The 13,664-nt window shown below is 58.5% G+C and carries 11 protein-coding genes; 2 read left to right on the forward strand and 9 right to left on the reverse strand.

Going from position 1 to position 13,664, the window contains the following annotated elements; translation table 11 throughout:
* Positions 1-420: 420 nt before the first annotated feature.
* The gene (gene eccD, locus CCHOA_RS08490; protein ID WP_123929434.1) at positions 421-1,848 is read left to right on the forward strand and encodes a type VII secretion integral membrane protein EccD; all 1,428 of its coding nucleotides are present in this window, start codon (positions 421-423) and stop codon (positions 1,846-1,848) included.
* 362 nt (positions 1,849-2,210) lie between these two features.
* Positions 2,211-3,650, forward strand: a complete 1,440-nt coding sequence (locus CCHOA_RS08495) for a S8 family serine peptidase (protein WP_164472440.1) — start codon at positions 2,211-2,213, stop codon at positions 3,648-3,650.
* 171 nt (positions 3,651-3,821) lie between these two features.
* On the opposite strand, the gene CCHOA_RS08500 is transcribed toward CCHOA_RS08495, so the two are convergent.
* From CCHOA_RS08500 to infA, 9 genes are all read right to left on the reverse strand, one after another.
* Positions 3,822-5,402, reverse strand: a complete 1,581-nt coding sequence (locus CCHOA_RS08500) for a type VII secretion protein EccB (RefSeq protein WP_123929440.1) — start codon at positions 5,400-5,402, stop codon at positions 3,822-3,824.
* 263 nt (positions 5,403-5,665) lie between these two features.
* The gene (locus CCHOA_RS08505; protein ID WP_123929443.1) at positions 5,666-8,230 is read right to left on the reverse strand and encodes a DUF6541 family protein; all 2,565 of its coding nucleotides are present in this window, start codon (positions 8,228-8,230) and stop codon (positions 5,666-5,668) included.
* 242 nt (positions 8,231-8,472) lie between these two features.
* On the reverse strand, positions 8,473-9,405 hold the full coding sequence (truA, locus tag CCHOA_RS08510; RefSeq protein WP_123929446.1) for a tRNA pseudouridine(38-40) synthase TruA: 933 nt from the start codon (positions 9,403-9,405) through the stop codon (positions 8,473-8,475).
* A gap of 255 nt (positions 9,406-9,660) precedes the next feature.
* Positions 9,661-10,155, reverse strand: a complete 495-nt coding sequence (gene rplQ / locus CCHOA_RS08515) for a 50S ribosomal protein L17 (RefSeq protein WP_123929449.1) — start codon at positions 10,153-10,155, stop codon at positions 9,661-9,663.
* Between the two features lie 110 nt (positions 10,156-10,265).
* Positions 10,266-11,282: a DNA-directed RNA polymerase subunit alpha gene (locus CCHOA_RS08520; protein ID WP_123929451.1), complete on the reverse strand. Its 1,017-nt coding sequence runs from the start codon at positions 11,280-11,282 to the stop codon at positions 10,266-10,268.
* Between the two features lie 419 nt (positions 11,283-11,701).
* Positions 11,702-12,307: a 30S ribosomal protein S4 gene (gene rpsD / locus CCHOA_RS08525; protein ID WP_123929454.1), complete on the reverse strand. Its 606-nt coding sequence runs from the start codon at positions 12,305-12,307 to the stop codon at positions 11,702-11,704.
* Between the two features lie 24 nt (positions 12,308-12,331).
* Positions 12,332-12,736, reverse strand: coding sequence for a 30S ribosomal protein S11 (gene rpsK / locus CCHOA_RS08530; protein WP_123929457.1), 405 nt, complete (start codon positions 12,734-12,736; stop codon positions 12,332-12,334).
* Positions 12,737-12,740: 4 nt separating this feature from the next.
* The gene (gene rpsM, locus CCHOA_RS08535; protein ID WP_123929459.1) at positions 12,741-13,109 is read right to left on the reverse strand and encodes a 30S ribosomal protein S13; all 369 of its coding nucleotides are present in this window, start codon (positions 13,107-13,109) and stop codon (positions 12,741-12,743) included.
* Between the two features lie 309 nt (positions 13,110-13,418).
* Entirely contained in the window at positions 13,419-13,640 is a 222-nt protein-coding gene (infA, locus tag CCHOA_RS08540) for a translation initiation factor IF-1 (protein WP_123929463.1), read from the reverse strand.
* Between the last annotated feature and the right edge of the window lie 24 nt (positions 13,641-13,664).

The following is a 13,664-nucleotide window of genomic DNA, read 5'->3' on the forward strand; positions in this document are numbered from 1 at the left end:
GCGTTCGAGGGGTTAGTCTGGTTGGCTGCTGCAGATGGTTCCCATTGGTCGCCGCCTCGGCGGGTTTTTCCATGCTGTGTTTTTAGAATGTGCACCGCTGTGTGCTTTGGCGGGTTGTACGCCTACTGCCGGTGGCAGGTGTTTTGTTGGTAGCCGGAACCGTTGCGCTATTAGGGGAAGTCTCATTGTGTCGATGAGCGTGCACCGGTTGTGGCCGGTGCACAGTCAAACAATTCAGCAGCTGTCGCACGAACAGGTAATGCCAACATTTTTGCAGGGGTGAGGTGACTAGTTGTTGCCCCTCGTTGCGATCTGGTGAGGCATTGCTTGTGGGTGTGGTGGCAGCTGCTGATCGGGGCTTGGGAATCTTCGGGATGTTCGCCTGAGTTTCCCCAAACGATGACAGGTGGTTGAAGCACAATGACAATGAGCGTGGACGATCAGGGTCTGCGAGTTACCGTCGAGGTGATTCCGGAGGCTGGGCAGAATCCACCTGCGGTCGATATGGTGTTGCCGCCCCAGGCTCGGCTCGTCGATATTCTTCCCGAAGTGTTAGAGCTTGCCGGATGTATCGATGAGGCTGATGCTTGGGTTGCCACCACTGCAAGTGGGTGGCGTTTGGATCCAGCGGTGCCGTTGACGCACACCCCATTGGGACAGGGTGGGCGACTAATGTTGACCCACCAGGAGCTTGCCGCACCGCCGTTGCCAGTTGATGCGGCGGAGGCGTTTACTGCACTGCCGACGAAACCTGTTCCCGCGTTGCGAACAGCGATGACGTGTGCATTGGGGTGGGCTGCGTTGGCGGTTTGTGTCGGCTATCTGCAATGGTGGATGCCGCTGTGGGCGCGATGTGGTTTGGCCAGCCTGGTGGCGTTAACGTTGGGGGCTTGGTTAGCGCGAAGCAGCGGGGGCAGCTGTGCTGGCCGCGCCGGGGATTCCCCAGTTGTGCACCGATCAGGGATTCAGCCAGATGCGCGGCAAGAATTGGAGAGCAGGCAGTTGTGTGCGCAGCTAAGCAGCACTGCGGGAGTCATGCTGGCTGTTGCCGCCGGCTGGTGGTGGCTCATCGATACGGCACAGCCCCACTACGGGTCAGCTATCGCCGTGGGGTGTCTTATTGGGCTTGGTGCTGTGGCGGTGGCCACCATTACCGGCGCTACACCGGTGGTGTGGGCAAGTTTGCAGTGCACCCTGCTGCTGCTTGCCGCATTTATTGCGCTGTTGGCAAGATTCACCCACACTACCCAGGAGGCTGCCGCGTTGGCGGTGGTGTTTACCGTGTTAGTGGCCACGGTGTGTCCTGGCTGGTGTTTGAGCCTTGCCGGGTTGCAGGTTCCCACTGTTGGCCCCACCGCAGAGACTATGCCCCCGCCACCGAAACGGGACGATCACACCACCGCGAAAGCCCGCACCGCGCAGGCGCTGTACACCGGGATGCTTGGCGGATGCGCCGTAGTGGGGATTCCGGCGATGTTGCTTGTTGGTGCAGCCAGCACCCACTGGGTGGTGGCTATGCTTGCTGCCGCCAGTTTTAGTGTGGGATTTCATGGGATGCGTCTGCACAGTGTGGCCGGGGCGTTGCTACTCCACGGGTGGGCGCTGGCAGGAATTGCTGGGATTGGGGTGCATGTGGCCTCAGTCAGCCATCAGCCTGGATGGTTGATCGTCGTCATGGTGGCACTGACCGGGGGATGTGTCAGTGCGCCACTATTCACCGACCGGTTAACCCACCTGTCCCCACCGGCGTTACGCCGCCTTGAACAGTTAGAGATGCTCGGACTGGTAACACTGCTGCCAATAGGATTGTTTGTGGCCGGTATTTACACCATGGTCAGGGGGCTGTGATGCGTAACTTTATCCACCAATTGGTCGGTCACTTTCTATGGTCCACCAGCCGCCGGGTGTCCAAGGTGCCGTTTAGCCAATGGTGTGCTCGGTGTACGTCCAGTATTGGTAGTTTCCTGTTTATTGTGGTGCTGCTAGCACACCAACCGGTCGCCAACACAGCCCCGCAATTCCGGGTTGTCGATCACGGCATGGTGCAAACACACAGCAATGGCCTGACCCTGCCGCCCCCAGCAGACACTCGTGCAGGCAACCTGAATCGACCCTTGTTCAACCCGACCACACACCTGCACGAAACCGCTCAACCGCACCCCGGACAGGGCAAGTTTGGCACCGAACCCAACCCTGCTGCGACTGACGACGTGCGTACGTCGCCTGCCCAATGGATTGATCTGCCGCCCCTGCCGCAACTCCCGCCAATTTCGCCACCAGCAGCCCCACCCTTGCCGGCAATCCCACCAGCCTTGTTACCGCCAGCACCGGCACCGGCACCTGTGCCGCAACCATCCCCGCCGCCGCTACCACCGCGACCAAACTATCCCCAGCATGCTGCCCCGCGACCACAGCATCCACCGGCCGGGGCGGAAATCCCTGCCACTGATCCTGCCGATCACGACGAAACCAACCCGCCGCCAGAACACCTCGCACCAGAAATCCCACCGACAACCGCAACCGTCGGCCCTTGGCAGTTAGCGGATTGTGTCCCGGTGGTGCCGGCAACCCCTGATCAGCAGGCAAAAGCAATTGCGCGCAGTACTCGCCTGCAGGCGGTACATCAGCTTGCCACCGGCGAAGGGATTCGCATCGCCATCATTGACACAGGGGTCACACCCCACCCCGGATTAGCAACCCTGGAACAAGGTGAAGATTTCCTCACCGGCGACGATCCGGCACATGCCTTCATCGACTGCGACGCACACGGCACCATCGTAGCCGGCATCATCGGCGGACTCACCACCGGTGAAGACGGTCGCATACTCACCACCGGAATCGCGCCACAGGCAACAATCCGATCATTTAAACAAACCGCCAACACCCTCCCACCCGACACCCCCGGGGGAACCTTAGCCACCCTCGCCGCCGCAATACACGCCGCCCTCGACGACAAAGCTGATGTCATCAATATCTCTGTGGTGTCTTGCATACCTGCGGCTCAAGGCGCACACGTTGATGTTGCCCCACTCCATGAAGCCTTAGCCCGCGCCGAAGCACAAGGCACGATCGTGGTAGCGGCAAGCGGCAACAGCGGCGGCAACTGTGCACCAGGCGCAATCGTATTTCCCTCCCACCTGCCAACGGTGCTCTCAGTACAAGCACTCGCCGAAAACGGCGAATATGCAGCCTACTCACTCCCCGCCCCCTATCCCAGCGTATCCGCACCCGGCTGGGTGCCCGCCGGACTATCCCCCACTGGGGAAGGACTTATTCTCGGCACCGGAACAATCGAGCAACCCCAACCGCTGTTTGGCACCTCCTATGCCGCCCCCTGGGTCAGCGGTGTCGCCGCATTACTCAAATCCCGCAACCCGCAACTCAGCCCGGCCGCCATCCGGGAACACCTCACCCACATCGCCGACCCGACCACCGGCGCCATCGATCCACTCCAAGCATTAAGCGCCACCGCCGAACAACCCCCCACCCCACGCGCCATCACCGTCCAGGCACCTGCCAAACCACCTGCCCCAACCCCAGCACGCGCCGCCCGCCTCTTAGGCTACTGCATCATTGGGCTCACCAGCTGTCTGCTAGCCGCCGCAATCGCCCAACGCATCACCACAATTCGACGCAGCAAACAGTCCTAACAAGCACCCACCAGCAAGCAGCGGCGAAGCATCCCCCCACACAAGGACGCTGCGCCGCTGCTGTGCTGTGCACCCGTTGAGCAAACACACCCCAACAGCACACCACTGTGCAACAATCCAACACCGACAAACCTGCCCTGCGTAAGGTAGCACCCGCCCGCAACCGCCACCTTAAGGAGCAAGCTGATAAAAACCCTCCGCCGGGCGCAACGCAGCCTCCCTGCTGAACGGCTGCCCCTGCGGCAACAACCGAATAATCGGCCACGGGCCTTGCAAAATCGACGGCGGATCCAACACCTCCACCGTCGCCCGATCAGCAACCATATACCGCGCCCCCGTCTGCCCAATCACAAAATAGCCAGTCGTCGTATCCACCACAATCCCCTCCGGGAAACCAGCCTGAAAATGGGTAGCAACCGACGAACCCGGCAACTCGACACCCGCATCCACCACCGGCACCCGTCGACCAACCGACGCCCCACGACCAGTCACACACACATCACTCTGCGCGGGCGACACCACCTGCAAACGATGCTCCGGCAACACCACCAACGAAGGATCCTCAATAGGCGTAATCGGCTGCGACCGCACCACCGTCACCGTCGGCACCCCGGCCGCATCCAACAACTCAGCCTGAAACACCGTCAACCGCTGATGCTTCTCCCCCACCACAAAATATTTCGCATGCCCCGCCCGCAACACCACCCCCTGCGGATCAAACCCAAACGGTGCCCGCTCCGGAATCGTATTCAACACCGCTGCAGGCGGACGCCACACAGGAGTATCAGCAGACACCCCCAACAATTCCCGCAGCGCCACACCAAGCGGGGAATTCTCCGGCGGCAACAACACACGTGACCCGTCCCGCACCAGCCACCACCTACCATCAACAACCGCCAACAGCGCCTCATCCTCCCCCAACGGCACCGTCACCGGATCCATGGTGACAATCACCCGCTCCGCAGCAACCTGCACATCCCGCTGCAACACCCCAAACGCACCCGCCCCATCCAACGCACGCCGACGAAAACCCGCCACCGCGGCATCCTTTCCACCAGCAGACTGCCCACCACGGGCAGCAGCATCACCGCCACTGCCCATGCCAGCATCCACAACCGCCCCAGAATCAACCGCCCCTGCACCCGCCAAACTATGCTCCCGCAACCGCGGCAACCGCACCGCATTCAACACCCGCCGCCACGGCGCAACATCATCGCCTTGATTTACTTGTGGAAGCTCCGTGCCAGCCGCCGTGTGACACACCGCGAACTCCGCCGAAGCTGCCACCTTATCTAGCCTGTCAGGCGCGCCGGGAATACCAACCGGCACCCCGCGGGGAAGATTGCGTAACGCAGTATTCCCAATTTTGCCAACGGTAGCTTGCGCCCCGGCAATCAACTTCGCCGAGGACAAATTCTGCGTGAGATGGTATTGCTGATCGATACGCGCATAATAGTGACCGGCTGGACTGCGCACGATCTGGTTATCACCCGGCTGCGGATCGGGAGCAAACACGGCAACAGCACCCGATCCGGCTACCCCAATTGCTGCCGCCACGGTCGACATCGCCACAGCTTTACTGCGCCGTGCGATCGGATCATGAATCATTCGAATATCGCCAAGCACCAGCCCGTGATGAACCCGACGGCGTAAAAACCGATAGCCGGTTACTTGTGCTTTCGTGGTCAGCAGTTCATAGCCCACCGAATATTCCCCCTCAATATGAAGTACTGTTTGCAGTGCATGCGCCAATCCGCCGGACGTGGTGTTGCGGCTCTTACCATGGCAGGTTCACTTGCGCATCAAAACTGCTGGTTGTCCCCTGAAAACAACCAGTCAGTGAAGTTTTCATCCTACTCGGGGAAACTTCCCTCCGCTAGGGTTTGTCGTCTTCCCTCACCGAAGTAAGGGTACCCGCCCCGCCCAACAGTCGTAGTCGGCGGTGTGCGTAGTCTGCGGTGTGCCCCATTGTTCTCAGCACATTTAGCCACTGCCAGTGGACGAAAGGCAGACGATTATTCTGTGGCCTCTTCGGGAAGCTCAGCATGCCACAGCTGATCATAGGTTGCCCGTACCTGCTGCTCGCGTTCATTGACAAACGATTCAGCATTCCCGGTCAACGGTGTAGTTGGGCGATGGAAATACGGCTCATTGATTTCCGCCTGCGAGTTCGCCACCCCCATCTCCCCTTTGGTGACCAACGGCGGCAAGGGTTCGGGAGAATTACCCGGTTTCCGCATAGCGATGAGTTCCGCATCGGTAAACGCTGCATTGACTGCAAAGATCGATACTTGCTTGTCTTTGTACACCGGGGTGACGCCGGGGGTTTCCCACAGCCCTAAGATCATCTCCAGGGCAGGCTCTTGAAACGCCCAAAATGTCGGTGGCGAAACATAATAGAACGTGATGTTCTGCCTTGCTGCTGCCTCGTCTACAGCATTGGCCATATCTGGATCATCAAAATTACCCACACCCAGCTTGTCGGGATACCAGTACAACAAACTCGTGTCGGCCTGTTCGGGAAGCACTGGCCAAAGATAATGCCGAAAGAAACTCGGTAGACCATTGGTCGCATACATCCAACCCATACCGTCGGCAGGATCACCGAAAATATGTCCGTCGAACGCATGTGGTTGTTTCATCAACCAGTCAAACGCTTGCAGATCCGTGGTATCAACCATCCGCCCATTACGATCATGATTGATGGCAAACTCTGCCGGTTCCGCAGTCGCAGCAGACACAGCCGGATACAGCAGCACTCCGGTTCCAAGCCCTAGCAAACCGATCAGGGCAACCTGCAGCCGTGGGAAACGACGCAGCAACAGCCAGGCTATCACCGCCGCAGTTCCAGCAATACACAGCGCTGACCCGATAGCCGTCAACAACACCACTGGCATGATCAGCCGATGCGGGGTGTTGTAATGCAGTGAACCAATAGCCGACAGCCAACTGGACAAGGGGGCGTCGAAGGGCAGAATCGCGTTGACACAGACCGCCAGCGACAACAAATAGGTGAGTTGGCCAAAGATGCTGCGTCGCCACACCAGCAGCATGATCGCCCCTGCTAATGCTGACCACCACAACATTGGGACAAGTTCATAAACCTCCGCATGCCGGGTAGCGAGTTTCGCAGCCATCGCCCACGCCTCAGCACGGGTAACATCTTCAGTTGCCTCGAAGGACTCCACTTCCCCAGACTGCTGCATACCAGCCAATATTTGCGGCATCACCAACATCGAACCAACCAGCCCTGTGGCGGCGAGCACCGCAGTTTCCCACAATCGAACACGCAATCCGTGGCGGAAACCTATGCTGCGATGTGCGGGTTTCCACAACCCGCGGGTCAGCCACCACAAGACAACTGGCACCACGATGACAGTCACAGCCGATGGATGGGTTTGCACCGCACCAACAAAAGCCCAACAAGCAGCAAACGCCCGCACCGGTGCTGCCGTCACCGAAATCAACAGGGCAATAACAATGCCGGCCGCGGCGATCGCCGCTAAATACGGCCACGCGCCCACATACATGCCAACCCAATAAAACGCCGGAATACCGGCCACAATTATGGGGGCAAGTCCCGCTGCGACTTGCGCAGTCATCGATCGGGAATCACACAACCGCCAAGTCAGCGCTGCAGCACTGCATGGCAGCAAGACCCCGGGAAGGATAATGCCGGCAAGGTTGACCGCAACCACCGGATCGAGTCCGGTAATCATTGCCGCAAACCCGGTGAGATCATGCCACGCCGACGGGTAGTACATCGGCAATTGGGTTTCCTGATTCATCAGTTCACCCATGCGGGTCGCTGAGGCAACATGGTCACGGACGATAAACGTCACCTCATTGGCGTGCCATTGCACATCCCATCCCTGATAAATGCTCTCCACCCCGTAGCGGGCACGATCAAGCGTCTCCAGGGCACGGATGATCATCAACCACATGCCAACCAGCACGCCTGCTGCCGGTATCACCCATACAGGATCACCAATACTGCCGGTAACATACGCCGACCAGTGGGAAGGTGACCACATATCCTTCCAGCGTCGCCTGCTGGCAGATGGGTCGATTGAAGCTTCCTCGTTTGGTGCCGATGCGCTACCCGACGCGTCAACCGCTACTGCGGACCCCGGTTGTGCGGCAGGACCAGCATCTGCTGTGGAAGAGGCGGAATCGACTGTCACCTCATCATGTTCAGCAAATGCTGCCAGCTTCTCTCCCGGGCCGGCATCGTTTCCTGTTGTTTCCGGCAGTTCAGGTGGTGAGAGCGCTGTGTGTTGACGATCATGTCGACGACGTGCCCGCCACCGGTACAGTGCATACACCATCCATCGCCACAGCAGCGCCAGCACGGCACACATCACCAGGGCGATGACCACATGGTCACGGGTGAAGTTTTGGCTGTCATCCAACCCGGATAGCCAGCCGATAAAGCCCAGCACCCCGAGGGATACCGGCACACTTGCGGTCAACGCCCAGGGAAGTTTTAGCCCACTCATCCAATTGATGACCAAGCCGGGAACCACAAACACCAGCAGCATGGCGAAGGCTGCATGCATTGTTGTATCGGTAATCAACATGCCTCCTTCACCTGCTGCACATAGTTGACGTCACGTGTTTCGATTTTCCCCACCAGATGATGCTTGCATCCCTGGGATGATTCTTACTGCGAATCAGGCTGTTGCCACAAATTCAGGTGTGCAACGGTGAAACAAACGCTGCACACAACAACACCGTGGGGTTCGGTTCCTTCTCGGCAAAGCATAGTTCACCAACCGCACCAGCGGACATTCCCGGCACTACTATGCATGTTCTCCGGCTATTATTCCTGCACGCCATGGAAATAGGGATTTGTTTCCGGGCAGCCTTTCCCAACCGCTCGTGTTTCCTCACCGGGGAGGACACGCACACCTCTGGTTTGTTCGGCACGCGCCGCTAATGCGGCAGCGGCAGGATAATCCACCTGGGTGAGGGTGAGTCCGCAGGCGGGTGCCACCGGAATTTTCGAACTCCGACTGCGTTCGTTGAGCATTGCTTCGGTGAAACTGATCGGCTGTTTGCCTTCGCCGACGGCCAAGGTTGCCCCCACCAGGGAGCGCACCATCGACCAGGTGAAGGCGTCAGCGATGACGGTCGCCTCATAGGTATCTGGTTCCTGGGCGGTAGACACTTCCCGCCAGGAAAACGCTTGCAGATCCCGCACTGTGGTGGCCCCGGGACGATACTTGGAATATGCGGCAAAATCGTGCAATCCCAAGAGTGCATGGGTTGCTTGTTGCATGAGCGTAATGTCGACGCGGCGTGGCCATGCAGCAGTGAAAAGCCGAGTTTGCGGGAGCGGACCACAGGCGGCGGTAGTAATCCGATAGTTGTAGTGTCGCCGCAGCGCAGAAAACCTTGCATCAAAGCCATCTGGTGCAACTGTTACCGCGTGAATCCGAATGTCATCTGGGAGCAGCCGGGTGAGACGTCGAACAAGCCGGGTGGGATCCCCGTCGATCGAGCGGGTTTCCAAGCCTTTGGCTGGCACATCGACGTGGGCTACTTGCCCGGTGGCGTGCACCCCGGCATCGGTGCGTCCAGCAACTGTCAACGGACAAGGGGTTTGGAAAATCAGTCCGAAGGCTTGCTCGATGGTGTGTTGTACCGTCCGGATCGCCGGATCGGCTTGTTTTGCCCAACCGTGAAAGTCGGTGCCGTCGTAGGCGATATCGAGCCGTAGGCGGATCAGGGAATCCGCGGATGCGTCAGTCACGTGGCACTACTATACCGGCTGTGGTGCACCCCTTTTAGCCGGGCGCACACCTACCGTGCAGAATTGCCGAATATTGTGCGAAACTAACAGCAACGGCACTCAGGATAACGTGCCGATGCTTGCCGCATACGTGCCAGTTGAAGCGCGCTGATAAACAAACGAACACACCGCAGCGCTGCTGCACAGGAAACCTGTGCCAGTACTGCGGTGTGTTCGGGTTGCACCGTATGGTGCCAAGGATTGTGCGTTGACGAACTAGGCGTCAGCGGCTTCCTTGTCAGTGGTTTCGACCTCTGCTTCAGCTTCCTCAGCCTTGGCCTTTTCAGCCTTGGCTTCGTCAGCCTTCTTCGAAGCAGCAGCGCGGGTTGCGCGGGTTGCTTCAGCAGTGACGGTTTCTTCCAGCACCAGGGAGATCTGGGACATAGGCGCATTGTCGCCCTTCCGGTTCTCCAGCTTGATGATGCGGGTGTAGCCACCGTTGCGGTTTGCGAAGGATTCTGCCAGCTCGTCGAACAGGTAGTTCACAGCTGCAGTGTTAGGAATCAGCTTCAGTACGTTACGACGATCAGCGAGGGTGCCGCGCTTGGCTTTCGTGATGATCTTTTCGACGTAGGGGCGAAGCAGCTTCGCTTTGGTGTCGGTGGTTTTGATGGCTTTGTGCTCGATCAGCTGAGCCGCGAGATTCGCCAGAATCTTCCGCTGGTGGGAGGCTGAGCCGCCGAGACGTTGGCCCTTCTTGGGCTTAGACATGGGGTACTCCTGAGATTTTTAAGAACGACTGCATCGATGAATTGTCGATGTTCCAACCGATGATTGCATCGTTTCCTTACTGCGTAAGGCGCGATGCTCTCTAGTGTTTTCTACTCTTCGTCGTCGGCGTCGTAGTCGATGTAGCCGCCAGTTTCGGCGTCGTAGCCTTCGATGGTGGAAGGATCGAAATCTTCCGGAGCATCTTTCAGCGTCAAACCGAGGCTTGCCAGCTTTACTTTCACTTCGTCAATAGACTTCTGACCGAAGTTGCGGATATCGATAAGGTCGGATTCGTTGCATTCTGCAAGCTGGCCGACGGTGTTGATATCTTGCCGCTTCAGGCAGTTGTAGCTGCGCTTGGAGAAGGACAGCTCTTCAATGGGCATCGAGTAGGCAGCCATGTGTTCGGTGTCCTGACCGGATGGCCCAACTTCAATACCTTCAGCATTGGTGTTGAGTTCGCGTGCCAGACCGAACAACTCGACCAGGGTTTTGCCGGCCGATGCGACAGCATCACGGGCAGTGATCGAGTTTTTGGTTTCCACATCGATGATCAGCTTGTCGAAGTCGGTGCGCTGTTCCACACGGGTCGCTTCAACCTTGTAGCTGACCTTGAGCACTGGTGAATAGATTTGGTCGACTGGAATGCGACCGATTTCACCGGTGTCTTGCGCCATAGTGGCTGGAACGTAGCCGCGGCCACGTTCGACGATCATCTCGATTTCCAGCTTGCCAGTCTCGTTGAGGGTGGCGATGTGCAGATCCGGGTTGTGGATTTCCACACCTGCTGGTGGGGTGATGTCGGCAGCAGTGACTTCACCTGGTTCTTCTTTGCGAAGCACCATAACGACCGGCTCGTCGGAGTCGGAGGAAAGCACCAGGCCTTTGATGTTCAAGATGATGTCGGAAACATCTTCTTTCACACCGCGGATGGTGGTGAATTCGTGCAGCACACCGTCAATTTTCACGCTGGTAACCGCTGCCCCCGGAATGGAGGACAGCAAGGTGCGGCGCAGCGAGTTGCCGAGGGTGTAGCCGAAGCCCGGCTCCAGTGGTGCAAAGATGAACCGGGAGCGGGAAGCATCGATAGGCTCTTCGGTGAGGGAAGGCCGAATCGAGATGAGCATGTAAGTCTCCTTGTCAGTGGCGCCCGCTATATGACGCCAAATGAAAGTACATCGTGTATGAGGCTGCCCGAGGTGTTGGCCGATAAGGCTCAGTCACAGGGAACTGGAACTTCTACGGATACAGTTCGGTGGCTCCGTGGCAGCGCTCATACCGTGGTGGTTAGCGCGCTGTAGTGTGCATCGAAAGCAACCAGTGTTGCGTGAACGATGCGGTTTCTGCAACGGGCTAACCATGCCGCCGGACCAGTCAGGCTGCTTTGCAACATCTTGCGGGAGTCGGATATTCGACTGGCCGTGGGATGCTGGTTTCGCAGGTGACGAGACCGGAGGTGGTGAAGTTGTAGAGAATGGTGGTTGTCGCATGCGACATAACACCACCGGCCGGTAGCGGCTGGCCACCGGCTGGTGTACTCGAAGGATTACTTCGAGTAGAACTCGACGATGAGCTGTTCTTGCAGCGGGATGTCGATCTGTGCGCGCTCGGGGCGCTGGTGCACGAGGATGCGCAGGGTGTCAGGGACGATCTGCAGCCATGCTGGGGTCTGTGCGTCGGCCAGCATTTCTTGTGCTTCTTCGAACCAGACCATCTTGCGGGAGCGTTCCCGAACATCGATGATGTCGTGCTTTTGGATCTGGTAGGACGGGATCGTCACGCGCTGACCGTTCACGGTGAAGTGACCGTGTGCAACGAGCTGCCGGGCGTGGCGGCGGGTGCGGGTCAGACCTGCGCGGTAGATGACGTTGTCGAGACGGGATTCCAGCAGCACCAGCAGGTTGTCACCGGTTTTACCCGGCAGACGGTTGGCTTCTGCATAGTAGCGGCGGAATTGCTTTTCCATGACGCCATAGTTGAAGCGTGCCTTCTGCTTTTCCTGCAGCTGCAGCAAGTACTCAGATTCCTTGGTGCGGGCACGGCCAGCTTGTCCTGGAGGGTATGGACGACGCTCGAAAGAGGCGTCCCCACCGATCAGGTCAACGCGGAGGCGACGGGATTTACGGGTTGCAGGACCAGTGTATCGGGCCATATCGAGTTACCTTTCCTTTCCCTGCTAGACGCGACGACGCTTCGGCGGACGGCAGCCGTTGTGCGGCTGCGGGGTCACGTCGACGATCGTGTCGACCTCAAGGCCGGCGGCCGAGAGGGAGCGGATAGCGGTTTCACGACCCGAGCCCGGGCCCTTCACAAAAACATTAACTTTCTTCATACCGTGCTCCATTGCCTTGCGGGCAGCGCTTTCTGCTGCCATCTGTGCGGCGAATGGAGTGGACTTGCGGGAGCCCTTGAAGCCAACATGGCCAGAGGACGCCCACGAGATCACGGCACCATGCGGGTCGGTGATCGACACGATGGTGTTGTTGAAGGTGGACTTGATGTATGCGGACCCTTGGGTCACATTCTTCTTGACGACGCGACGGCCGGTGCGGCGTGCGCCTGAACGACTCTTCGGAGGCATCTACTTACTTCTTCTTTCCGGCGATGGTCTTCTTCGGGCCCTTGCGGGTACGCGCATTCGTCTTGGTGCGCTGGCCACGAACGGGCAGGCCACGACGGTGGCGCAGACCCTGGTAGCAGCCGATCTCAATCTTGCGACGGATATCAGCCTGCACCTGGCGGCGAAGGTCACCTTCGACCTTCCAGGTGGATTCGATGACGTCACGCAGGCTTGAGATCTGCTCGTCGGTGAGATTGTCAGTGCGCAGATCCGGCGAGATACCAGTCTCGTCAAGAAGTTGCTTGGCACGGGCAGGCCCGATGCCGTAGATGTAGGTGAGAGCGACTTCCATGCGCTTGTTACGCGGGAGGTCAACTCCAGCAAGGCGTGCCATAAGGCATGATCCTTCCGGTTGTTGCGGTGGTTTTCTCCCTATCCGTCCTCACCAACATCACAACTCGCATCGCCCGGACGGATGCCGGATCAGTGGGAGAGAAAAACAGTGAGGCTTTGGCCACCGTTATGCCAAAGGTAGGAAACGAAGGTGTGAATGGTTGCGGGAAACATTGACTGCAAGTGTTACAGGAACAGTTGCGGAAAAAAATGGTTCACGCACAAACTTCTTCCCTGGCTAGGATGTCCTGCACCAGGGCAAGCACACCGTGGGATAAGGAGGCGGTGTAGAAAAAACTTCTCGCCAGTATTACTTGAAGCGGTACGTGATGCGGCCGCGAGTCAGGTCGTAGGGGCTCAGCGCTACAATAACCCGATCCTCGGGGAGGATACGGATGTAGTGCTGGCGCATCTTGCCACTGATGTGGGCAAGTACCTTGTGACCGTTATCGAGTTCGACACGGAACATCGCATTCGGCAGGGATTCGACTACGCGACCCTCTACCTCGATTGCGCCTTCCTTTTTTGCCATGGACTCCACATTCCTTATTCGTGC

The organism is Corynebacterium choanae, assembly GCF_003813965.1.
Taxonomy (GTDB): domain Bacteria; phylum Actinomycetota; class Actinomycetes; order Mycobacteriales; family Mycobacteriaceae; genus Corynebacterium; species Corynebacterium choanae.